This window comes from Pseudanabaena sp. UWO311 (assembly GCF_006937785.1).
GTDB lineage: Bacteria > Cyanobacteriota > Cyanobacteriia > Pseudanabaenales > Pseudanabaenaceae > Pseudanabaena.
Genome location: NZ_SJEE01000008.1, coordinates 1 through 20,386, shown reverse-complemented (window position 1 = coordinate 20,386; position 20,386 = coordinate 1). Strand labels below are relative to the sequence as shown.

The following is a 20,386-nucleotide window of genomic DNA, read 5'->3' as shown; positions in this document are numbered from 1 at the left end:
CAAAACTATTATGTCTCATTTCAGCACTCTTCGCACAAAAATTACTGATGCCGAAGTACTCAAGTCGTCTTTGCGCGATCTGGGTATCAGTGTTAACACTGAAGCCGATGTTCGTGGCTATAACAGCCAACGTATTCGTGCTGACATCGTGGCAACTCTAGAAGGTGATTATGATTTGGGCTGGTCGCGTAATGCCGACGGTTCGTTTGATCTAATTGCTGATCTTTGGGGTGTTGCTAAAAAGCACAATCAGACTGAATTGATCAACTCGATCAATCAGAAATATGCTGTGAACAAGGCTTTGACTGAAGTGAAGCGTCCTGGTTTAAGCAATGCCAATGTCAAACTCGTTTTGCAGTAAGGTATCAAATCTTGCGAGTTAATTATGCAAATTAACAGGCTAGTCATATCTTTGACTAGCCTGTTTTTTCGTTGATAAAATAAAGGTGCTCAAAGCTCCACTTTATTTGCTTAATCAAATTCCATACAGCGCTTTGCGCTTTCTCAAAACCCAAGAGATTTTTTGAAAGTGTTGCTTCGCAACACTTTCAAAAAATCTCTTGTACTACATGAAACCTTAACAGGCTGCAATTTTTATACATTATTGTGAGGGCTAAACAATGATTGTGGCAATAAAACCTAAACAACAGTGGCAGCAAGCAACTTGGGATGATTATGTGGCACTGCGTGATGATTATAAAAGCGATCGCTGCAAATTATTTTTTGATAATCAACATTTGTGGGTAGAAATGGGTGCAGAAGGAATTAATCACGCTAAATTTGGCGATTTGTTTCCCATGATTATCGCTTTTTGGACAATAAAATTTCCTGACCTCAAATTAAGTACCTTTGGTGGATGCCAGATGGGAAAAAAAAGCAAGCGGGCTGTAGCTCCCGATATTGTTTTGTATGTTGGTGATGATGCTCCAACTTGGAAGACCTGGACAGTCAAGATTTATTGATTTAGAACAGTGGCGATCGCCTGCTCTTGTTGGTGAAATTTCGGATACGACTTTGGCGATCGATTTAGATGAAAAAAAGCGGCTCTATGCAGATTTGGGAATATCTGAATATTGGGTGATTGATGTGAGAGCCTATCGAATATTTGCATTTCGATTAGATGAAGAAGGTGTTTATCAAGAGTGTGAGATTTCTCAAGTCTTGCCAAATTTAGCGATCGCATTATTTGAGAAAACGATGGAATTACTTGATACAAAAACTAATACTGAAGCAGCCATATTGTTGTCAAAACAAATCCAAGATTTATGATGGCTGAGGATCTTCACATTTCTCGCTTTTAAATGTAATATAAGGATACATAATTTCAGCCAACGTCGCCCCGATGGAAATTGCGATCTCCCTATTGCAGCATTACAGTTTTGATCTTGGTGGTTATACCATCAAAGATTTGATTCGTGCATGGAGCAGTTTCAAACCTGAATGGGTGCGTCAAGCCGTAATCGAATCATTATTTCAAGGAAGATATAAAGCCGTTTCAGTAAATCAAATTTTGCATTTATGGGAACGCAAAGGCGAGCCAAATTGCCGTTACAACCATGAATTTGAGCGCTTGGTGTGCGGTGATGTTGCTGTGATTTATGAAGATAGAATTTTTTACACCCCTCCTCGTACTGCTACTCGCGAAGCTGAGATCGCAGAAATTCCTGCATTCTCTACTATAGCCGAATCAAATTCACCACTTCCATTTCCTCGTCGTCCAATGCTTGGGACTGCTAAGATCACTCAATCTATGACTCAGGTTAATCCAGTTGCTCAACCTAAACCTCAAAGATATCCTAGTCGTCTAACTACACCTTCGGGAACGACAGCCGCCGCAAAAGTTTATCCATCCACTTCCAATACAGAGTATTCTGAAGTTTATCAATCTGCCTATGAAAATATGACATTGCTCGCCGAATCCTCTATGTTTGTTGATAAGTTGCGAGCAATGTGTAGCGATCACCTTGTTCTTCCAATCCCTGAAATTAGCTCTGAACTGGGCAAAGTAGAGGCTCCTATTGAGAATTAGATTCTATACACAAGGCAGCAGAATAGTTTGAATCTATGTCTAATTCTGAGTCTAGGAGTTTTAGAGTCCAATCTTTAATTTGTAAAGTCTCGCCCATGGGCATCTCTAGCAAATAGGATACATCCACATATTCAAGAATATTGGCAATACCATCTCCTGTTGCTTTTCCATAGGCTTCTTTGAGAGTCCATGCCCGATAAAAAGCTAGGTATTTATCTCGATCGTTTAAGCTTTGAATAATTTTCTGCTCTGATGGCAAAAAATAACGCTCGGCAATACTTTCGACATCGCATTGAGGATTGATATATTCCAAATCTATTCCCACTTCCCGATCGCTACTTACTGCATAGATTGCCCAATCTTGAGAATGCGACAGATTAAAATAAACACACTGGTTGTTATGAATGTATGGCTTTCCGTGATCACTATAACTAAACTCTATTTTCTTTGGTGCGCAGCCTAGCCTTGTCGCGAGAATCTCCCGCAAGTTTCCCCTAGCGGAAATAAAATTGCGTTTGAGATATTCCCGTTTGAATCGATCAGCACGCGATCGCTCATCCGCTGAAAGAAACTGCCATAAGCGATCGCACTCTGAGGCAGAGATGTCTAGCCTAGCTTGGTATAGTTGCAAGTCTGATGACATTTGTAATCCTTAAAAAATGGCATGATCATGCCAAAAGCCAAATAATATGATTTTCAAAAATCTTGCTGGGTTTGATTTTTAATTCTCGGAAGTGTAGTCACACTTTCGAGAATTGGTATAAAATCTTTGAACTTGAGATGGGATTGGAAAAAACTCTATGAACTTGCCCCTAGTAATCGGCGCATTAATAGTCTCTTTACTACTGTTGTGGTGGTTGCTGAGCGTGATTAAAGCTAGCTTTAAAACAGCATTTTTAGTAGTTGCTGTGATTTTCACAATTCAGGTATTGACTGGGGTTGGTCCCCAGCAAATTTTCGCGCAAGTCGGGCAATGGATGGGTGACTCAATGGGAGGCTTGGGTAAATGGCTACAAAATTGGGGTGACAAAGGCAAGATTGAGCCAGATAGCAAGAAGCAATCATTAATTTGGATGATGCAAATCGCGATCGCCTTAATCAATCCATGAAACAAAAAGGGATGCTTTGCATCCCTTTGTTGTTGGGACTAGCCTCCTGCGATCGCAGGAATAATGCTTACTTCATCACCATCATTGAGGGCAGTATTAGCTCCGTCAAGAAAGCGGATATCTTCGCTGTTGACATAAAAATTAACAAAGCGACGGAGATTACCTTTTTCATCACAAATGCGGGCTTTGATGCCTGGGCAACTAGTTTCGAGCGAATCAATAATTGCTTGAACGGAATCACCAGTACACTCGACAGTAGCTTGATTGTTGGTCAATTGTTGGAGTGGAGTGGGAATTAAAACTTTAACGGTCATATTTTTTGTATCAATTCAGAGAACTTTAGACTTTTTTGGACAGTCATAAAGAGGCGGCTCAAAACTCCGCTTCTATATGACTGGATTTGTTATATTTTAACGCGAGTGCGATTACCGCCTAACTTTGCCTGCAAATCCCGAAGCTTTAAATTGCTTAAGCTCTAAAGGTTCAGGCTGTTCAGCAGGAATCGCTACCATAATTTGAAAGTCGCTATTACCTGCGGGAATCTCCTCAACAGCACCCAGTCTCGCTCTTTCAGGCATAGCATCATTGCCATTGGCATCATATATACGCCCAAAAATATCGGCATTGTACACAACTTTGCCTGAAGGATTGCTTGCATTTCCCTTGATCATGTAGCACTTTGCCGACATCACGCCACCGCCTAGCACCATGTTTTTACCAGCATCGCCAGTACATAACTCGTAGGTAACATTAGTCAGCTTTATTTGCACACTTGCCCAAGCATTGGCACTAATGGCAAAGGTACAAATACATAGTAGGAGAGACAAGACAATAGCCTTACAAACCTGTAATAATTTTTTGAGATTTTCAGTCTTTGCGATCGCCATAAATAAACCTATTTTATAAACCCTTTGATAAAAAATTTTCAGAAAAAAGAATGTCTTCTTTGACGTGGTAAAATTCATCTTAGCTCTTGAAGGAGGTCTATTTTTAATGCCACTTAGTCTATTGATTGCAACTTTACCTGAAGCGTATAGAATTTTCGATCCACTGGTAAACGTTCTTCCCGTGATTCCTGTATTTTTCTTGCTACTCGCTTTTGTATGGCAAGCTTCAGTCGGTTTCAAATAGGTTTCAATTTTAAGTCTTGACTTAATAAAAAAACTTATAAAAAACTTTTAGGTACATTCTGTACATTTATACTGGCTCATTTATAAAACAAAAACGATATAAGCAATCGGGGTAGCGGCAACGTTACCCCGATTGCTTTATAAGTGTGTGCCGTGAAGCCTCATGCACTATATATAGAGGAGCTAAAAATTGCTTCATATAGCGCCTTTCGCTCAAACCCAAACTAAGAAACTTTTAACAAGCGTTGCTAAGCAACGCTTGTTAAAAGTTTCTTGTGGTTCGTTTGATCGGGAATTGCTGTAAGTGTGTGTTGCTGCAAGGCACACACTTAATTTACTAAAAAAATTATTTTTAATGAAATATGGAAACCCTCGGACGTTGGACGAACAAATTTTTGATGTTTAATTTGTTCTTAGTATTTTTCTTCTTTGCATGGCTGCTAGTTGCACTCGGCGGCGAAACATTAAAAATAAATCTTGGCTTGGAGCTATGGCGACAACTATGGGAGCCATTGATTCAACCAGTACTAGGCATTGTCATGGCTGGTGCGATCGCAAGTGGCGTAATCTCAAAGGTTAAACAAAAACTAGCTAAACCTTAACGCTTAAGAAGGTACAAAGCGCTTTCTTGGCTAAGTATGTCTGACCCACCCATTAATCGTGAAGCGGCTATCGGCAAAATATTCTGTTGGGCAACTCACAGGTAATACTTCGTGCATACATCCGCTAGGGAAAAATATAATTGTGTTTTTAGTGGGTTGAATTACTTTGCGAGAGTCTGCGGCAACAGAATAGCCATTTTCGATTTTACTGTCATAAATTACTAACTCTCCACCAGTGAAAGGTTTCGGCTCGCGATAGTAGTAATATACATAGGTAAGAACTCTTGTCGCACTGTCTGGACTGCCACTGTCATTATGGATTTTGTAATAATTGCCGTGATTGTGGGCGGTCATTTGCGACTCAATTTGCCCGATTTCAAAGTTATTTATATCTAAGTGCGCGATAATTTGCGGTGTAATTTTTCGGACTAGCTTAATCATTAACTCTGAGAATTCAGGGAAATGTATCAGATAAAATGAGCGCCGATAGTTGGGGTCACCAGCTGAGTTAGTGGTGGGGATAAATTCAGGCTGTTTACTAATGCTATATCGCAATAAGTCGTTTAGTTGATTTGGTGAAAGAAAATCATCAATTAGCGCGTAGGGAGAGGGAATGACATCTGGATCTGGTGGAATCTTTAAGAGGATTGAATCGCTAGTTGTGGATGGTTTGGGATCTTGAATTACTGGAAGATATGATGGTATTTGAGCAGAACTATTATTAGTGTTTAACAATACATCTAGTTTTTTTCTAATAGCCCAAAAGCCTTTCCCAAATTGACGATCAACTAAAATACATTCAAAGTTTCGCCAAGAAAATCTATAGTCTTGAATTTGAGATGCTACTTTTTTATTAAGTCTTTCAAAGAAGCTATCATCAAGACTTAGTAAAATCTTAATCTCATCAGTTGAAATCCAAAAATCCGAATCAGCAATATGTTTTACATTGTCAAGCTGCTGAATTAATTGCTCGACTTGATAATTAGTATCTTCAGAAATTGTTTTGGATTTCAGATGCTGAGCTTTCATAAATTTAAACAACTGCTTTTTGACGATTTAAGCCATCTAAAATATGTCTCAAGCCACTTTAGTTAAACCAGCTTGGCATTAATAAAATTGGTGGATCGTAATTTCCTGCTTGCATATTGTGACCAGTTAGTTTTGAGGTGAGCTGATCTGCGATCGCACCAGACATTTTACCAGCACCAGCAATATCAAAAAACGGCAAGGCAATACTAACACTAGTTTGACTGAGCAATTGATCTAAAAGTCTTTCAAAGGAAGCGGGAGATTTACGAATTGGTAATTCGCTTTGCTCAGGCAACTTGAATTTTTTTCTAGCTAAATCTCTTAAATCAGCGATCGCTATATCCAAAGTTCCTAAGGCATCAACCAACTTATTATCTTTAGCTTGTTGTCCCGTATAAATGCGTCCGTCTGCTAGCTTGCGCACCACTTCTAAATCTAGTTTGCGCCCCTTGGATACATCGGTAATAAATTCTTGATAGGTACTTTGCAACAGTTCTTGCAATAGGGCACGCTCTGGATCACCTAGCTCACGAAATGGCGAAAAAATATCTTTGTAGGGGCCAGTTTTAATCGTTTGGGATTGGATACCTAAGCGATCTAGTAATTCCTTGGCATTAAAACCACTCAAAATTACGCCGATACTACCTGTCAATGTTCCAGCATTGGCATAAATCTTTGTCGCTGAGCTAGCTGCATAGTAGCCGCCACTAGTTGCTTGATCCAGCATACTTACCACAACGGGCTTTTTCTCGCTTAAGTCTTTAACCGCTTCATACAGCTCTTTACTTGCGCCAACGGTTCCTCCAGGACTATTAATTGATAGCAACACCCCTTTTACAGAGTCTTCGTCGATCAGTTCGCGGAGGCGATCGCGTACTGCCATCGCACTCGATGATGAAGCCCTTGCTCCAGAAATTGCACCATCTAGGGAGACTAATTCAAGGCGATCGCGATCGAGTACTTTCTTTAAATTTAAAGCCTCATCCATTTGGCGGCGCTGAATACCAAATGTGGCTGAGATAAAGCAAACGGCGACTAAAACGAGAGCAATGATGCGATTGAGTTGCATAGCAAATTTTTCTGGCGGCTGCTTTAGTTTAGTATAAAACCTAGAAAGGCGATGCCTCGCTTCTTGCTGCTTCTCCTTTCTAGGTTAAAATCATTTTTTTGTAAGCTTTCTTCACAATCATGGCTAATAAAGCACTCAACAATACATCAACTAAAGAATCCCCTAAAGACAAAGAAATAGTTCGCGATTATTTTAATTCCACAGGCTTCGATCGCTGGCGGCGTATTTATGGTGAAGGTGATGTCAACCGAGTGCAGCGCGATATTCGGACTGGACATCAACAAACCGTCGATTATGTTTTAGATTGGTTTAAAAATGACAAAAATGCTATAGGACAAACGGTCTGTGATGCAGGTTGCGGTACTGGTAGTCTCAGCATTCCTCTTGCGGCTATGGGTGCAAAGGTAGAGGCAAGTGATATTTCCGAAAAGATGGTAGGTGAAGGCAAAAGCCGCGCCGCCGATCCTGAAAACCCGATCTTTGCGGTCAAGGATTTATCTTCGCTGTCTGGAGAATATGACACTGTAATTTGTCTAGATGTATTGATTCACTATCCCGATCGCGAATCAGAAGCAATGATCGCCCATTTAGCTTCTCTTGCTAAATCTCGTCTAATCCTCAGTTTTGCCCCGAAAAATCCTTACTATATATTGATGAAGAAGGTTGGCGATATGGTTCCAGGTCCAAGCAAAGCGACTCGCGCTTATTTGCATAAGGAGTCTGATGTGCACCAAGTTCTGAAAAAGTTAGGTTTCACAATCAAGCGCAAAGAATTTACGGCTACCTCATTTTATTTCTCTCGTCTGATTGAAGCTGTCCGCAATTAAAATAAATTATAAACCCCAAAGAGTGAGATGCGGCGCTTCGCGCCGCATCTCACTCTTTGGGGTTTGAACAGATCAATCTCGTATAATTTACAAAAGGATTGCCAAAATAAAATTATGCCTGTCCTCAATGCCAGTACCTTGACCCTAGATCAAGTTTATGTTCACCTCAAATTTCAAGAGCTATCCTATGGCACTTTCAAATCCCTGCTGCAATTGGAGCCATTGTCAGAATTTGAAATTTCCGAACTAGCTCAAATTCGTAATGACTTCAAGAACTATCTTAACGATGGGAAAGTGCTAGAAGATATGGTAATGGCGCTGACGGTGATGCCATTGCTGCGGCTAGCAGGTTTTTATCGTGCGCCAATCAAGATGCGAATGGAACAGGAAATAGAGCGAATTAATCTTGAAGATGGCGATATTAGTATTACAGGTAGATTAGACCTAATTTGTATTAATAAGAATCGTCCGACAATTAGCGATATTGCTTTTTGGATTTTAGCGATCGAGGCAAAAAATACGAGCATTAGTGCATCGGAGGGACTGCCACAGTTATTTACCTATGCCTATAAAAGTTTAGAACAGCAACAGACAGTTTGGGGATTAACTACTAATGGAGTGTATTACGAGTTTTTCTACATTCAGCAAAATCCTCAGAATGCTTCATCACCAACTTACCAACCATTGCCATCATTACATCTCATGGAGCCTGAGTCTTCAGAAAAGTTACTACAAGTTTTAAAAGCGATTTGCAAATTGCAAAATGCTGTGGTTAGTATATAGCTCTCTAAAAGAGCATTAGTTCAGATATCAAATCTTACAGTCCATTGCCGATCGCAAAAAAAGCTGACCAATAATTTGGATGATTGTATTTCTTGGATTTAATCATAGCAACTTGTGCTCTATGCAAAGCCTCAGTGGATGAGACATCACCTTTTTTCAGTTCGTCATAAAATGCTTCCATTAGGGCTTGAGTACCTTCATCATTGACAGACCACAGCGAGGCGATCGCCTGTTTTGCGACTGCTTTTTGGACTTGATAGCCAAAGCCTAAGATTTCAACGCCACTGCCAAGTTTTCCTGCTCCTGTCTGACAGGCACTCAAGATAATCAAATCGATGTTCGGAATCTGCCAATCAGTGATTTCATTGAGACGGATTTTGTCGCCATTACCGAAGATGATAAAGGAGTTGTCTGGCGCACCACTGTTAAATTCGGCATGGGTGGCAAGGTGGAGAATATTATGATTTTTGAATTTTGATTCGATCGCTTGGCGACTAAATTGATCTTCTATGAGGGTAACTGAATTTTGAAATGAATTTGCGATCGCTTGGACTTCTCTGACGGTTGCGGGTAAGGCTGTTTGTCCGAATTTGCGATCGCCTGCTTTACCACCAAAGGCTCCTGCGAGGATGTTGGGTGCGCTTTTGGGTTGTGGTGTAAAGTCGGAGAGGGTATAGGCGATGAGGTTGCTAATCTGGTATTTCTCGACTAGCCATTGTTTGCCGTCATAGAGTGCAGCGATGGGGATGTAGCGGAGTTGTCCATCGGGTGCATAGAGGATAGTTTTGGTGTTGAGTTGGGCGAGTTCGGTTTCGATGGGTTTAATCAGCAGGTTATAGAGTTGGATTGATGGCTCTCTAAAATCTTCGGAGCCAGCATCAAGGAGTCCTGCTCTAAAATCAATAATTAAGGTTTCTAGTTGGTCTTTGGAGATTTTGGTGGTGCGGCGGATGGGGAGTTTGTTGGGGGCAAAGAGGATGATTTCGAGGCGATCGCCTAAGATGAATGGATAGAGTAATACGGTTCCATTTGGAATTTGGTTGAGATAGTCGGGAACTTTGTTGATTTCGGATTTGGGAAGTTGTTGGATTTGGTTTGCTAGTTGTCGATTGAGTTCTGGAGCATTGTCAAAGCTAACAGCTAACAGCTTATCGCTAAGAGCTAGCTCTGGTGCTAATAGTCTGACTCCCTGTGCGGATCTGTCGCTGCCTTTGATGTTTTTGAGGTAGTCTTCGAGTTCTTGGACTTTGAGAAGGTCGAGGACTTGGAGGGCTTCGATGATGCGGTTTTGTTGGAGGAGGATGTCTGCGAGTCGGCGATAGCTATCTTCAACTGTGGCTAAATAGGATTGTTGGAGGTCTTTGTCGAGTTTTTTGATGTCTTTGCGGATCGCTTCGCGGACGTTGATCGATTGTTTGTAAAAGAGGATTGCGAGTTCAGATTGCTCGAGGTAGTTAAAAAACGACCCTAGATTATTGAGTAAAGTTCCTTCACTATTAAGATCACCAATTTGCTTGTGGATTGCTAGGGACTGCTGAAGGAAGTCAGTTGCCTGTTTGTATCGTCCAAGACGGTATTGGTTAGCCCCTAGGTTAGCAAGTACAATTCCTACCCCTCTGCTATCACCAATTTGCTTTTTGATTGCTAGGGACTGCTGAAAGAAGTCATTTGCCTGTTTGTATTGTTCGAGACTACTGTAAGCAATGCCCAGATTAACAAGCAAAGCTCCTTCATAGCCACGATTGCTAATTTGCTTTACGATTGCTAAAGCCTGCTGATAGAGATCAATTGCCCTTTGATATTGTCCGAGGAGATTGTATACACTGGCTAGATTGGAGAGCGAGCTTACTTCACTATCGCGATCTCTGATTTGTTTCGCGATTGCTAAAGCCTCCTGATAGAAATCAATCGCCCTTTGATGTTGTCCGAGACTGAGGTAGACGCTACCTAGATTACTGAGTAATTTCCCTTCATCTTTTCGATCACCGATTTGCCTTTTGATTGCTAAAGCCTGCTGGTAGAAATCAATTATCTTTTGGTATTGCCCAATTGCGAGGTAAACACTGGCTAAATTACTAAGTGAATCTGCTTGTCCATTAAGATCTCCAATTTGCTTTTTGATTGCTAGGGACTGCTGAAATAGATCAATTGCCTTTTGATAATCGCTAATCTGGTAGTAGGCATTACCAATAGAAAAGAGCAAATCTCCTTCGATATTGCGCTCTTTAAGACAATCTGTACTTATGCTGTCAAGAGCACAAGCAACAGAACTAATTTGCTTAACGATAGCTAGGGATTGCTGATAGAAATCAATTGCCTTTTGATATTGTTCGAGGATGTTATATGCACCGCCTAGAATAGAGAGTAATCTTACTTCAGTATCACGATTACCTAATTCTCTATCAATTGCTAAAGCCTGCTGGTAAACATCAATTACCTTTTGGTATTGTTCAAGATTTTTGTAGGCACGCCCCAAACCATCGAGTATATCTGACTCACCCTTTCGATCACCGATTTGCTTTTTAATTGCTAAAGCCTGCTGGTAGACATCAATTGCCTTTTGGTATTGTTCGAGATTTCTGTAGGCACGCCCCAGACTATCGAGTATATCTGACTCACCCTTTTGATCCCCGATTCGCTTTTTGATTTCTAGGGATTGTTGATATAAGTCGACTGCTCTTTGGTATTGTCTGAGGTTTGCGTAGGTTAAGCCTAAGCTATGCAGTGAATTTGCCTCGTTGTTATGATCTTCAATTTGTCTATAAATAGTTAATGCTTTCTGCCATGATTGCAAAGCTATCTCAAATTGATTGGCTTGATATTGCTGTTGTGCCTGTTTGTATAGTAATTCTGCTTCTTGATATGGATCTCTAAAAACAGATGGATTAAAAATAGATGGATTAATAATAAAAACATCTACATTCGATGGATTTATATCTATACCTCTATTACGAGAATTTGGATCAAATCTGTTAGCAAGAATATTAGTATCATTTGTCGATTTCTGAGCTATCTCCGCATTACCCTCTCGTCTCACTTGCGCTTTCGCTACCTCAGTCCCACCAACAGGGAAAAAGTAAAAAGGCAAAAGGAAAAGATGGGCAAATTTTGATGATTTTTGGCGACTCTGCATACTTAACCTTGATGCTCTGCACAGTCAATATATCACTAAATTTTCTTGTGTCTCCATCTCCCCGAATTTTTTAAACATTCACCCAAGCAAGGAAAAAGGAAAAAGTAGAAAGTAAAAATTATCGTAGGGGCGCAGCATTACCGCCACCATTTAGGCATTTCACCACAACCTCCAAACGGTAATGCTTCGCCCAAACTTCACAACGCAGCCACAAGCGATCGGCGAGAGCAAAGAGGGTTGAGCATTTTTCGCGATCGAGATTTTTTGTGAGGAGTTTGAATATTGTGGCGCAAATGCTTAACCCCTACAGATCGGCGTTATTTTTGGCGATCGCTTACAAGCGATCGTGCTCATCAGGTTCCCCATTAGGAACTTTCGCCAACACCTTCTCAAACGCATCCCAACTCACCCGCCTTGACTTCTCTGCTAGATAATCCCTAGTTGACCACACAGCAAGCTGAGACGACAATGCGATCGCCACTAATCCATCTATAGGAATTTGTTCTCTTTGAGCAAAAGACTCCAATTGTTGGTATAGAACATCAGGAATATCAGCAATAACTCTCATGAATCAATCTCTCCAACTATCTGTAAAAATTGTTTAGGTGTAACAACTTGAATCCCAAACCTCTCAACTGGTTGCAAGTCCCTTTGATTGTAAGTGATGATAAAATCTGCTTGTGCTTTCAAAGCGAGATCAATTAAGAACTCATCATCTGCATCCTTGAGCATTGGTCGCCATAGAAAGAAAATTGGATGGAAATTAGCAATATTACAAATAGCTGCGATCGCTAAATCCAACTCTTGTAACGTTAAACCAAAATCGTTGCTAGCACTTTTTAGAATCTCCTCGTACTCAAAAAGCAAAGCTGTAGATACATTAACTTGCCAACGGCGATCGTTAAGGATAGAAAGCAATTTGTACGATGCACCTAGACTGGATCTTAACCCAGAAATTAGCACATTAGTATCAACAACTATTTGATAAATCTTTGACAATTGTCTATTTACACCTCATACTTCCAAACCCTAATGAACCGCACAGTCAATATATCACTAAATTTTCTTGTGTCTCCATCTCCCCGATTTTTTTAAGCATTCACCCAAGCAAGGAAAAAGGAAAAAGTAGAAAGTAAAAATTATCGTAGGGGCGCAGCATTACCGCCACCATTTAGGCATTTCACCACAACCTCTAAACGGTAATGCTACGCCCAAACTTCACAGCGCAGCCACAAGCGATCGGCGAGAGCAAAGAGGGTTAAGCATTTGCGTACATGGATTTTTTGTGAGGAGTTTGAATATTGTGGCGCAAATGCTTGACCATTACAAATTTTTTCCTTTTACCTTTCTACTTGACAACCATGCTTCCAAATCCGCCACCTTCTCAAAATCCAACACCGCCTCCGCCAACTCCTCCAACTGCTCCGCCGACAACTTATCCAACCGCTTAACCATCTTCAGCGTCACCTTACCAAACTTCCTCGTCAGCAACTTTACCGCAAACTGCTTTAGCCCCTGCTTTAGTCCCAAAACTTGACCGTGCTGCGTCCCGATTTTTACACCCTCAAGCTTACCTTCAAGCTTGCCTTCAATCTTGCCCTCAAGCTTACCTTCAAGCTTGCCAAGACGCTGACCTTCTTGGAGCGCATCCCGATAAACCCTTGTTTTCTTGAGATCACCTAATGTAAACATCGCTTCAACCTCCTCTCGACTCATTTGCGGAAACTTAATACAGCAAAACTGTCTCAATAAATTCTATCTTCCTCTCACGATCGCCTTGCCCCACTCGATCAGCTAACTAGCGATATCCTGCTGCTGTTTCTGGCGGTAATCCCACCAATTCAAACAGCAAACTATCAAAGGTTTGAAATAGCTGAAAAAATATTGTGTCAGTTCGCATCAAGTTATATTAGCGAATTTTAATTACAAGCCACTAGATCTTGCTGAGCTTTGACCTGTAAGAATTCTTTACATTTTATATTTAGGCGATCGCATCGAAATAGCCGCAAAACCTGTTTGAATAGAAAATAGTGCTTTTAAGAGTGCTTTTAATTTAGTAGAGCTAGCGTAACGCACCTCCCCTACTCATTTTTAAATTCTGTTGTTTTTTATTGTTTTTCATATTATTTAGTTTGTCCTATGGTCGCATCCTCAACAGTTCGCATTAGTTCTCGCAAAAGTCAGCTAGCACTGGTACAAACCCATTGGATACAGGCTGAACTAAGCAAAGCACATCCTAATCTCCAGTTTGATGTCGTCACCATGAGCACACAGGGTGACAAGATTCTTGATGTTCCTCTTGCTAAAATCGGCGACAAGGGCTTATTTACCAAAGAATTAGAAGTCTCAATGCTGACTAAGCAGTCAGATTTAGCAGTGCATAGCCTCAAAGATCTACCCACAAATTTGCCTGAAGGGCTAATGCTTGGGGCTGTAACTGAGCGCGAAAATCCTGCTGATGCTTTGGTTGTTCATGAAAAGCTTAAGGACAAAACCCTCGAAACTTTGCCATCAGGTACTGTCGTTGGCACATCTTCACTCCGTCGCTTGGCTCAATTGCGCCATTATTACCCACACCTTACTTTTAAAGATGTACGCGGCAATCTCAATACTCGTCTGCAAAAGCTAGATTCTGGTGAATATGATGCGCTAATTCTTGCAGCCGCAGGCTTGCAACGTTTAGGAATGGGCGATCGCGTTCATGAGATCATCGATGCAGAGATTTCTCTTCATGCAGTTGGACAAGGTGCTTTAGGGATCGAATGTCGAGATGAAGATCCAGAAATCCTTGCTTTATTTGCACCAATCAGCCACTATCCCACCACTCAACGCTGCCTCGCAGAGCGTTCATTTTTGCGCGAACTTGAAGGTGGTTGCCAAGTTCCCATTGGGGTGAATACTTCCATTAATGCTGACAAGCTCACATTAAAAGGAATTGTTGCTAGCCTTGATGGTAAAACTCTAATCAAAGGAGAAGTCACTGGGGACTTAACCAAACCTGATGCGATCGGTCTAGAGCTAGCCCATCAACTCAAGGATAAGGGCGCTCAAGATATTCTCAACAAGATTTTCTCAGAAGTTCGTTCTTGAGGATGAGTCCCTTACTCAAAAAAGCAAAGCGCCTATTTAGTGGGCGCTTTGCTTTTTTTGGGTAAGTTTCTGATTAAAGATACGAGAAAAAGAGTAGAATTATAGATCACTAAACCAATTTTTATAGTTTGCAGTCTCTCATAGCATAGCAACCTATAAAAATTAATAATTAAGTTGATAGCGTTGTGCAGACTGACTATTTAGAACGTATCCTCAAAGCTCGCGTGTACGATGTCGCGCAAGAAACACCATTAGAATTTGCCCCTAACCTATCGGCGCGATTGAATAATCGGTTGCTGCTGAAAAGAGAAGATATGCAATCAGTCTTCTCTTTTAAATTGCGTGGAGCTTATAACAAAATGGCGCAATTATCTCCTGACTTGCTTGCTCAGGGTGTGATTGCTGCATCGGCAGGAAACCATGCTCAGGGAGTCGCCCTCAGCGCTCGCGAGTTAGGGACAAAAGCAATTATAGTCATGCCAGTGACTACACCACAGGTAAAAGTGAACGCTGTAAAAATGCGTGGTGGTGAGGTGGTCTTGCATGGTGATACCTACGACGATGCCTATGCCCATGCGAGGCAATTGGAAGCAGAGAAGAATCTCACCTTTATTCATCCCTTTGATGATCCTGATGTGATTGCAGGACAGGGAACGATTGGCATGGAGATTTTGCGCCAATATCAGAAACCAATCCATGCAATTTTTATAGCGATCGGTGGTGGTGGTCTGATCTCTGGCATAGCAGCCTATGTGAAACGATTACGTCCTGAGATTAAAATCATCGGCGTAGAACCAGTTGACTCTGATGCAATGTCCCGATCGCTACAGGCTGGACATCGAGTGCGCCTCGATCAAGTTGGTCTATTTGCCGATGGTGTAGCGGTGCGCGAAGTTGGGCAAGAGACTTTTCGCCTTTGCCAACAATATGTTGATGAGATTTTGCTGGTTGATACTGATAATACTTGCGCGGCGATTAAGGATGTTTTTGAGGATACGCGCTCGATTTTAGAACCTGCTGGAGCTTTGGCGATCGCAGGTGCAAAGGCATATGTAGAACGTGAAGGTATTGAAGGACAGACTCTAGTTGCGATCGCCTGTGGTGCGAACATGAACTTTGATCGTCTGCGATTTGTGGCTGAACGAGCGGAACTAGGGGAACATCGCGAGGCGATTTTTGCAGTGACGATTCCTGAACATGCTGGCAGTTTGCGGAAGTTTTGCGAACTAATGGGTCGGCGAAACCTAACTGAGTTTAGTTATCGGATTGCCGATCAAGAAATAGCTCATATTTTTGTCGGTGTGCAGATTGTCAATCGCGCAGATGCGGCAAACCTCGCAACCACTTTTGCTGAGAATGCGTTCACTGCGATCGAGATTACCGATGATGAACTCACGAAGCTACATCTACGACATATGGTCGGAGGGCGATCGCCTCTTGCTCATAATGAGCTTCTCTATCGTTTTGAGTTTCCTGAGCGTCCAGGTGCGTTGATGAAGTTTGTTAGTTCGATGAGTCCCAATTGGAATATTAGTTTGTTCCATTATCGTAATAATGGCGCGGATTATGGAAGGATTGTTGTCGGTGTGCAAGTACCTCCGTCAGAGATGGAAGAGTGGCAAGCTTTTCTCGATACTCTCGGCTATCGCTATTGGGATGAGAGCCAAAATCCAGTCTATAAGTTGTTTTTAGGTTGAGTTGTTTTTAGCTTTTTTATACCTTCAAAGAAAAGTGCGAGCGCGATTATCGAATTAAAAACCAAACCCTATAAGGGTTTTAAAAACACAAAATGGCTACGCCATTTAGTGTTTTGGTATAAATAGACCAAATTTTTTAAGAGCGATGTACTTTAGTTAACAGAAAAGGTTTTTGAAATAGAATCGCGATCGCCCCACCGATTGCTCCGCCAATGTGAGCAAAATTATCAATATATGGGGAGAGAAACCCAAACACAATTGTCAAAAGTCCCCAAGCTGCTATAACAAAACCAATACGACGATCTCTAATAAAAAAAGTTTTTTGATACTTATATAGGAATACAACGATGAAAGCCATTAGTCCAAAGATTGCTCCAGATGCACCCACAGATGGACCTGGCTGCACCATAACGCTAAGTAAAGAACCACAAAAGCCACTAAAAAAGTAGACAATTCCAAACTGTTTGAATCTAAGCGCATGTTCACAGGCGATTCCCATTACATACAGAGCAAAACAGTTGCCAATCAAATGGTCTAAACTTCCATGTAGGAACATTGGACTGAATAGTCGCCACAATTCGCCTCGGAATAGATGCGATCTTTCTAATGCTCCAGATGCAATAATTGCATCCTTACTCAATAGTGAACCAGTATTAATTTGCCACACAAATACTGCAATATTTAAGGCAATTAATATTAGAGTTAACGGTGGAAAGCTAGACATTCCACTTTCAAAGTCAGCTCTGCCTCTTTCGGGATGATCGGTTAACATTTCATCGGTAATCAAAAGAGGTTCTTCTTCAGAAGAAACCTCCTCATTAGAGTTGGGATCTGGAGATGGATTTGGTTCCGTTGTCATGAGGTTTAATTTGCAACTTTTTATCGCCGTTCGCCAGTATCAAGAATAATGCCTATCGCGATCGCAATTCTTCGATCTAGAATGTGTTGCTGGTCAGCACTCATATCTAGCACGTAACGATCTAGGATCGTAAAATTACGATTGAATTCACCAATAACCCGATCGCTATTGCCTTGAACGATGATGAAGTTAGTTCGGAGTAGACCAAAAAATGTACCTAAAAACCGTCGAAGCAGTGACAAAATAAGTGAGTCTTCCTTTGCAACGCAGATTAGAGAACCATCGGGGGCATAACAGTTCCAGCGTTTGCGAAAGATGTCATATAAATAGTTCTTGCGAAATCTTGCTAAGTCACCGTTAGTATCTCTCAATGTAAAAGTTGCTGTGAGGATTTCAACCTTCTTATCTTGTAAAATTTTCAAAATTGGATCTTGCTTACTTTTATCGCGATAAATAGTTACATTTCGCTTTTTATAAAGCAAGATGCTAACGACAAATGTCACTGCTAGCCATCCAAATATTGCAAACACTATGAGAAAACCCTTTAGCTGTTCAGGTACAGCACGAAAAATCATGGCAATAAAGATGACAAAAGCAATTCCAGCAATTATCCCTGCTAGGGATGCCCCCAAGTTTCTCAGTAGATGGGCAGGGCGCTCGACATAGAGAATAGGCTTTGCTTGCTCGTCGCAAACATCATACTTTTCAGAAATAGCCAAGAGTTTTTGGCGAAGAAGAAACTTGTCTCGGTTAAAAGCCGAATCAGATGAATACTTGTTTTCGCGAATACCTTGCTCACTGCCAACCTGAAGACTTGCGCCACATTTGGAACATTTAAGTGTTCTTCCTGCATATTCATCTTTTAAGTCGTAAGATTCTCCACACTGACAACTTATGTGTATTGACATTAGATGGAACTCCTTCAATAACCTCTAAATAGTTCTCTTATAGGTAACTTCACCAAAGGTGAAATCATTTCTGGCTTGTCACGATCAAATAATATCTATCCATGCTAGTGGATCGAAAGTCACTTTACAACACTTATCTCTAAAGTCAACTTTTTTTCTTGTCAAATTACTTCTAAATAATTTTTTTGTCAAATGCAATCCAAATAATCATTGATGATTTGCGATCTCATCATGCGCATTCAGTCCCACAAAATATCAAGTCGATGTAATGCGATCGCTTCACACCCCTCATCAAAAAACAGCAATATAGATCTAACTCGTTAAAGCAGGAATTCTCAAGGGTACGAGTGCTTTGTGTAAAACACTAGGTTTCGCGTTTAAATATATCTCGCGACAATTGCTTTCATTGTATCCAACAACTATTGCGCCAATTGTTGTTCCAATTTCAGGGTACATTTCTGGACTCATCGCACCTTCATCCAAAAAGTCTGGAATTTTAATTAAGCCTTTAACTGAAGATTCGTCAATTTTTACAAAAATTCCAAATGGCGCATGAAACTCCACTTTTCCTTGCACAAACTCACCTAACTTGTACTTAGATTTGATTTGTTCCCAACTTATGCACTCCATACTGTTTACCATTATTTCAAACAAGAAAAACTTAGTGTTATCGGCATAACAGTTAGTCCCACTGTTTTCTGTGATACGAGGAATAAGCTGTTAGAAGAACTTCAGCCATAAATATTATGTGAACAGTATATTTCACCTTTTAGCGAAGCTTGGCGAATAGAATACTCAAGAAGATCTTGAAATTTGTACGTATTGTAAATCACGTTAGCTAAATGATTTCCATCAAGCAGTATAATTTTAAGGTTTTTTCCTTTGGGTAGAGTCGTTATTGCTCCATTCGTGAATCCATTCATTGATAGAAATATTCCACGAGCTTGAAGTTTTCCTTCCACTTTGTAAAAGAAATGACCGATTTCCTTTGGGTCGCTTTTGTCTGATGTCCATTTCAACTCAATTAGGTAGTAGTGACCATCGTATTTTATGGCTCCGTCTAGTTGTTCACCCTCAATCCTAAACGGCTCTTCAACAGTAATCCCACTGATGATCATAAGTTCGTTAAACAATGATTCAAGTTCATAGCCTTTCTTTTGTGGTGGAAGGTTATGAGCTTCTGCAAATTTTAATTGAAGATTTGCTATTCTTGATTCGTATGTCTCTCGTTTTGTCCTCTCGATGTTCGCACGGAGACTGTCATTATGTTCTCGTTCTTTTTCCTGCTGACGGATAAGTTCTCGGAGTTTTAAAGAACAACGCTCTGCAATTTCAACACGATGCATTTCGCTCTGGGGAACAAACATTTTTTGTTCAATAAGTATACGAACAAAATTTCGCGATATTTCTAGGCGACGATTATATTCTCCAGATCGCAACCTGTCATACAAGGCATCCATTTGACGACGCTTAGAGAATTCCTGATCGTCTTTGGTGCGAAGACGAATTACCTCATCACGAATCGTTGCAGGTACACCTGAACGGAGCCAAGCCTTGTGTAAATCGCTTTTGTACCAATATAGATTTGCGATGCCATCCTTTACTATAACCTCAACTTCTTCTGTAAAAACGTCAAGCATAATTCAAATAATGTAATCTTACAGTCTAACGATTGAATTGAGATGGCTAAGCTAAGTAAACTCAGCTAAAAAACTAAATATATTTATGTGTTGATCTTAGGCATATATTGTAACCTGATCGCTTAATAATTATTGATGTTGAAATAGAGATTAGATCCACTGATTGATCATGCACCATCAAAGGCAGACCATTCAATTCCTAGTTGTTTGATAGCCGCTCTTAATGTTCCAAGTTTGAGATCGCGACCACTCCAATCAGGAATTACTGTTGCCTTCTCGGTAGCTGGATTAAACCACTTACGATGTGAACCACCACCACGTTTAGGAATTTCTTCGCACCCAAGCTTAGATAGCTTCTTAGGAATGAAAAATAAATAACTTATGCATTTCAGTTATTTTGAGGAATAGCTCTATAATTCCATTTAGGAAGATATTCATCAAAAATGATAGGTAGATTTTCCTTGAAACCATCAGCGACTTC

Annotated in this window: 26 protein-coding genes; 11 read left to right on the top strand and 15 right to left on the bottom strand. The window is 40.8% G+C overall.

Features of this window, described 5'->3' with window-relative positions; translation table 11 throughout:
* Positions 1-10 precede the first annotated feature (10 nt).
* The 4 genes from PseudUWO311_RS08420 to PseudUWO311_RS08410 all read left to right on the top strand — a co-directional run bounded on the left by PseudUWO311_RS08420 (position 11) and on the right by PseudUWO311_RS08410 (position 2,029).
* The gene (locus PseudUWO311_RS08420; protein ID WP_103668677.1) at positions 11-361 is read left to right on the top strand and encodes a DUF1257 domain-containing protein; all 351 of its coding nucleotides are present in this window, start codon (positions 11-13) and stop codon (positions 359-361) included.
* Between the two features lie 265 nt (positions 362-626).
* Complete coding sequence (locus PseudUWO311_RS24360) at positions 627-962, top strand: hypothetical protein (protein WP_223807505.1); 336 nt, start codon at positions 627-629, stop codon at positions 960-962.
* Complete coding sequence (locus PseudUWO311_RS24355) at positions 919-1,269, top strand: Uma2 family endonuclease (RefSeq protein ID WP_223807504.1); 351 nt, start codon at positions 919-921, stop codon at positions 1,267-1,269. Before PseudUWO311_RS24360 ends, PseudUWO311_RS24355 begins: the two co-directional genes overlap by 44 nt.
* A 73-nt stretch (positions 1,270-1,342) precedes the next feature.
* On the top strand, positions 1,343-2,029 hold the full coding sequence (locus PseudUWO311_RS08410) for a hypothetical protein (RefSeq protein ID WP_142654751.1): 687 nt from the start codon (positions 1,343-1,345) through the stop codon (positions 2,027-2,029).
* Here the strand turns inward: PseudUWO311_RS08410 and PseudUWO311_RS08405 are convergent.
* Complete coding sequence (locus PseudUWO311_RS08405) at positions 2,016-2,672, bottom strand: 4'-phosphopantetheinyl transferase family protein (RefSeq protein WP_142654750.1); 657 nt, start codon at positions 2,670-2,672, stop codon at positions 2,016-2,018. The two genes, PseudUWO311_RS08410 and PseudUWO311_RS08405, sit on opposite strands and share 14 nt — an antisense overlap.
* Before the next feature lie 157 nt (positions 2,673-2,829).
* On the opposite strand from PseudUWO311_RS08405, the gene PseudUWO311_RS08400 reads away from it, so the two are divergent.
* On the top strand, positions 2,830-3,138 hold the full coding sequence (locus tag PseudUWO311_RS08400; protein WP_142654749.1) for a hypothetical protein: 309 nt from the start codon (positions 2,830-2,832) through the stop codon (positions 3,136-3,138).
* 38 nt (positions 3,139-3,176) lie between these two features.
* On the opposite strand, the gene PseudUWO311_RS08395 is transcribed toward PseudUWO311_RS08400, so the two are convergent.
* Together PseudUWO311_RS08395 and PseudUWO311_RS08390 are read right to left on the bottom strand one after the other, a co-directional pair.
* Positions 3,177-3,452 carry a MoaD/ThiS family protein gene (locus PseudUWO311_RS08395; RefSeq protein WP_103668672.1) on the bottom strand — a complete coding sequence of 92 codons (276 nt, stop codon included), beginning with the start codon at positions 3,450-3,452 and terminating at the stop codon, positions 3,177-3,179.
* Positions 3,453-3,563: 111 nt separating this feature from the next.
* Positions 3,564-4,025, bottom strand: coding sequence for a hypothetical protein (locus PseudUWO311_RS08390; protein ID WP_142654748.1), 462 nt, complete (start codon positions 4,023-4,025; stop codon positions 3,564-3,566).
* A gap of 106 nt (positions 4,026-4,131) precedes the next feature.
* Here PseudUWO311_RS08390 and PseudUWO311_RS08385 point away from each other — a divergent pair, with 106 nt between their 5' ends.
* Positions 4,132-4,269 carry a photosystem II reaction center protein K gene (locus PseudUWO311_RS08385; protein WP_103668670.1) on the top strand — a complete coding sequence of 46 codons (138 nt, stop codon included), beginning with the start codon at positions 4,132-4,134 and terminating at the stop codon, positions 4,267-4,269.
* 361 nt (positions 4,270-4,630) lie between these two features.
* A complete protein-coding gene (locus PseudUWO311_RS08380; RefSeq protein ID WP_142654747.1) occupies positions 4,631-4,870 on the top strand; it encodes a hypothetical protein in 240 nt (79 codons plus the stop codon).
* 30 nt (positions 4,871-4,900) lie between these two features.
* Here PseudUWO311_RS08380 and PseudUWO311_RS08375 read toward each other — a convergent pair whose 3' ends face one another.
* On the bottom strand, positions 4,901-5,899 hold the full coding sequence (locus tag PseudUWO311_RS08375) for a 2OG-Fe(II) oxygenase (RefSeq protein ID WP_142654746.1): 999 nt from the start codon (positions 5,897-5,899) through the stop codon (positions 4,901-4,903).
* A gap of 58 nt (positions 5,900-5,957) precedes the next feature.
* Positions 5,958-6,968 carry a signal peptide peptidase SppA gene (gene sppA, locus PseudUWO311_RS08370; RefSeq protein ID WP_142654745.1) on the bottom strand — a complete coding sequence of 337 codons (1,011 nt, stop codon included), beginning with the start codon at positions 6,966-6,968 and terminating at the stop codon, positions 5,958-5,960.
* Between the two features lie 119 nt (positions 6,969-7,087).
* Between sppA and bchM the strand changes: the two genes are divergently transcribed.
* Together bchM and PseudUWO311_RS08360 are read left to right on the top strand one after the other, a co-directional pair.
* Positions 7,088-7,795: a magnesium protoporphyrin IX methyltransferase gene (gene bchM / locus PseudUWO311_RS08365; RefSeq protein WP_142654744.1), complete on the top strand. Its 708-nt coding sequence runs from the start codon at positions 7,088-7,090 to the stop codon at positions 7,793-7,795.
* 114 nt (positions 7,796-7,909) lie between these two features.
* On the top strand, positions 7,910-8,578 hold the full coding sequence (locus PseudUWO311_RS08360) for a restriction endonuclease subunit R (RefSeq protein WP_142654743.1): 669 nt from the start codon (positions 7,910-7,912) through the stop codon (positions 8,576-8,578).
* A 34-nt stretch (positions 8,579-8,612) separates the two neighbouring features.
* Here the strand turns inward: PseudUWO311_RS08360 and PseudUWO311_RS08355 are convergent, their stop codons facing one another.
* From PseudUWO311_RS08355 to PseudUWO311_RS24350, 5 genes are all read right to left on the bottom strand, one after another.
* Positions 8,613-11,711 (bottom strand): CHAT domain-containing protein, encoded by a 3,099-nt coding sequence (locus PseudUWO311_RS08355; RefSeq protein WP_142654742.1) that lies wholly within the window; start codon positions 11,709-11,711, stop codon positions 8,613-8,615.
* Positions 11,712-12,045: 334 nt separating this feature from the next.
* On the bottom strand, positions 12,046-12,279 hold the full coding sequence (locus tag PseudUWO311_RS08350) for a hypothetical protein (protein ID WP_142654741.1): 234 nt from the start codon (positions 12,277-12,279) through the stop codon (positions 12,046-12,048).
* Positions 12,276-12,710: a putative toxin-antitoxin system toxin component, PIN family gene (locus tag PseudUWO311_RS08345; protein WP_142654740.1), complete on the bottom strand. Its 435-nt coding sequence runs from the start codon at positions 12,708-12,710 to the stop codon at positions 12,276-12,278. The genes PseudUWO311_RS08350 and PseudUWO311_RS08345 overlap by 4 nt, the downstream gene beginning before the upstream one ends.
* Before the next feature lie 324 nt (positions 12,711-13,034).
* A complete protein-coding gene (locus PseudUWO311_RS08340; RefSeq protein WP_223807503.1) occupies positions 13,035-13,427 on the bottom strand; it encodes a DUF4351 domain-containing protein in 393 nt (130 codons plus the stop codon).
* Between the two features lie 82 nt (positions 13,428-13,509).
* Entirely contained in the window at positions 13,510-13,611 is a 102-nt protein-coding gene (locus PseudUWO311_RS24350) for an Rpn family recombination-promoting nuclease/putative transposase (RefSeq protein ID WP_223807502.1), read from the bottom strand.
* A 239-nt stretch (positions 13,612-13,850) separates the two neighbouring features.
* On the opposite strand from PseudUWO311_RS24350, the gene hemC reads away from it, so the two are divergent.
* Both hemC and ilvA read left to right on the top strand, forming a co-directional pair.
* Positions 13,851-14,801, top strand: a complete 951-nt coding sequence (hemC, locus tag PseudUWO311_RS08335) for a hydroxymethylbilane synthase (protein ID WP_142654739.1) — start codon at positions 13,851-13,853, stop codon at positions 14,799-14,801.
* A gap of 185 nt (positions 14,802-14,986) precedes the next feature.
* Positions 14,987-16,498 (top strand): threonine ammonia-lyase, biosynthetic, encoded by a 1,512-nt coding sequence (ilvA, locus tag PseudUWO311_RS08330; RefSeq protein ID WP_142654738.1) that lies wholly within the window; start codon positions 14,987-14,989, stop codon positions 16,496-16,498.
* A 136-nt stretch (positions 16,499-16,634) separates the two neighbouring features.
* On the opposite strand, the gene PseudUWO311_RS08325 is transcribed toward ilvA, so the two are convergent.
* The 5 genes from PseudUWO311_RS08325 to PseudUWO311_RS08305 all read right to left on the bottom strand — a co-directional run bounded on the left by PseudUWO311_RS08325 (position 16,635) and on the right by PseudUWO311_RS08305 (position 20,270).
* Positions 16,635-17,357 (bottom strand): rhomboid family intramembrane serine protease, encoded by a 723-nt coding sequence (locus PseudUWO311_RS08325; RefSeq protein WP_142654737.1) that lies wholly within the window; start codon positions 17,355-17,357, stop codon positions 16,635-16,637.
* A 20-nt stretch (positions 17,358-17,377) separates the two neighbouring features.
* Positions 17,378-18,265 carry a hypothetical protein gene (locus PseudUWO311_RS08320; RefSeq protein WP_142654736.1) on the bottom strand — a complete coding sequence of 296 codons (888 nt, stop codon included), beginning with the start codon at positions 18,263-18,265 and terminating at the stop codon, positions 17,378-17,380.
* A 312-nt stretch (positions 18,266-18,577) separates the two neighbouring features.
* Positions 18,578-18,895, bottom strand: a complete 318-nt coding sequence (locus tag PseudUWO311_RS08315) for an RNA-binding protein (RefSeq protein WP_103666538.1) — start codon at positions 18,893-18,895, stop codon at positions 18,578-18,580.
* Between the two features lie 101 nt (positions 18,896-18,996).
* Entirely contained in the window at positions 18,997-19,905 is a 909-nt protein-coding gene (locus tag PseudUWO311_RS08310; protein ID WP_142654735.1) for a restriction endonuclease, read from the bottom strand.
* A gap of 167 nt (positions 19,906-20,072) precedes the next feature.
* The gene (locus PseudUWO311_RS08305; protein ID WP_223807508.1) at positions 20,073-20,270 is read right to left on the bottom strand and encodes a type II toxin-antitoxin system HicA family toxin; all 198 of its coding nucleotides are present in this window, start codon (positions 20,268-20,270) and stop codon (positions 20,073-20,075) included.
* Between the last annotated feature and the right edge of the window lie 116 nt (positions 20,271-20,386).

Coding starts and splice junctions, on each gene's coding strand:
- PseudUWO311_RS08395 (WP_103668672.1), bottom strand. CDS start 3,452: ATGACCGTTAAAGTTTTAATTCCCACTCCACTCCAACAATTGACCAAC.
- PseudUWO311_RS08385 (WP_103668670.1), top strand. CDS start 4,132: ATGCCACTTAGTCTATTGATTGCAACTTTACCTGAAGCGTATAGAATT.
- PseudUWO311_RS08410 (WP_142654751.1), top strand. CDS start 1,343: ATGGAAATTGCGATCTCCCTATTGCAGCATTACAGTTTTGATCTTGGT.
- PseudUWO311_RS08340 (WP_223807503.1), bottom strand. CDS start 13,427: ATGAGTCGAGAGGAGGTTGAAGCGATGTTTACATTAGGTGATCTCAAG.
- PseudUWO311_RS24355 (WP_223807504.1), top strand. CDS start 919: ATGATGCTCCAACTTGGAAGACCTGGACAGTCAAGATTTATTGATTTA.
- PseudUWO311_RS08420 (WP_103668677.1), top strand. CDS start 11: ATGTCTCATTTCAGCACTCTTCGCACAAAAATTACTGATGCCGAAGTA.
- PseudUWO311_RS08320 (WP_142654736.1), bottom strand. CDS start 18,265: ATGTCAATACACATAAGTTGTCAGTGTGGAGAATCTTACGACTTAAAA.
- sppA (WP_142654745.1), bottom strand. CDS start 6,968: ATGCAACTCAATCGCATCATTGCTCTCGTTTTAGTCGCCGTTTGCTTT.
- PseudUWO311_RS08355 (WP_142654742.1), bottom strand. CDS start 11,711: ATGCAGAGTCGCCAAAAATCATCAAAATTTGCCCATCTTTTCCTTTTG.
- PseudUWO311_RS08375 (WP_142654746.1), bottom strand. CDS start 5,899: ATGAAAGCTCAGCATCTGAAATCCAAAACAATTTCTGAAGATACTAAT.
- PseudUWO311_RS08360 (WP_142654743.1), top strand. CDS start 7,910: ATGCCTGTCCTCAATGCCAGTACCTTGACCCTAGATCAAGTTTATGTT.
- PseudUWO311_RS08400 (WP_142654749.1), top strand. CDS start 2,830: ATGAACTTGCCCCTAGTAATCGGCGCATTAATAGTCTCTTTACTACTG.
- hemC (WP_142654739.1), top strand. CDS start 13,851: ATGGTCGCATCCTCAACAGTTCGCATTAGTTCTCGCAAAAGTCAGCTA.
- PseudUWO311_RS08325 (WP_142654737.1), bottom strand. CDS start 17,357: ATGACAACGGAACCAAATCCATCTCCAGATCCCAACTCTAATGAGGAG.
- PseudUWO311_RS08315 (WP_103666538.1), bottom strand. CDS start 18,895: ATGGAGTGCATAAGTTGGGAACAAATCAAATCTAAGTACAAGTTAGGT.
- PseudUWO311_RS08390 (WP_142654748.1), bottom strand. CDS start 4,025: ATGGCGATCGCAAAGACTGAAAATCTCAAAAAATTATTACAGGTTTGT.
- PseudUWO311_RS08310 (WP_142654735.1), bottom strand. CDS start 19,905: ATGCTTGACGTTTTTACAGAAGAAGTTGAGGTTATAGTAAAGGATGGC.
- PseudUWO311_RS24350 (WP_223807502.1), bottom strand. CDS start 13,611: ATGCGAACTGACACAATATTTTTTCAGCTATTTCAAACCTTTGATAGT.
- bchM (WP_142654744.1), top strand. CDS start 7,088: ATGGCTAATAAAGCACTCAACAATACATCAACTAAAGAATCCCCTAAA.
- PseudUWO311_RS08405 (WP_142654750.1), bottom strand. CDS start 2,672: ATGTCATCAGACTTGCAACTATACCAAGCTAGGCTAGACATCTCTGCC.
- PseudUWO311_RS08380 (WP_142654747.1), top strand. CDS start 4,631: ATGGAAACCCTCGGACGTTGGACGAACAAATTTTTGATGTTTAATTTG.
- PseudUWO311_RS08350 (WP_142654741.1), bottom strand. CDS start 12,279: ATGAGAGTTATTGCTGATATTCCTGATGTTCTATACCAACAATTGGAG.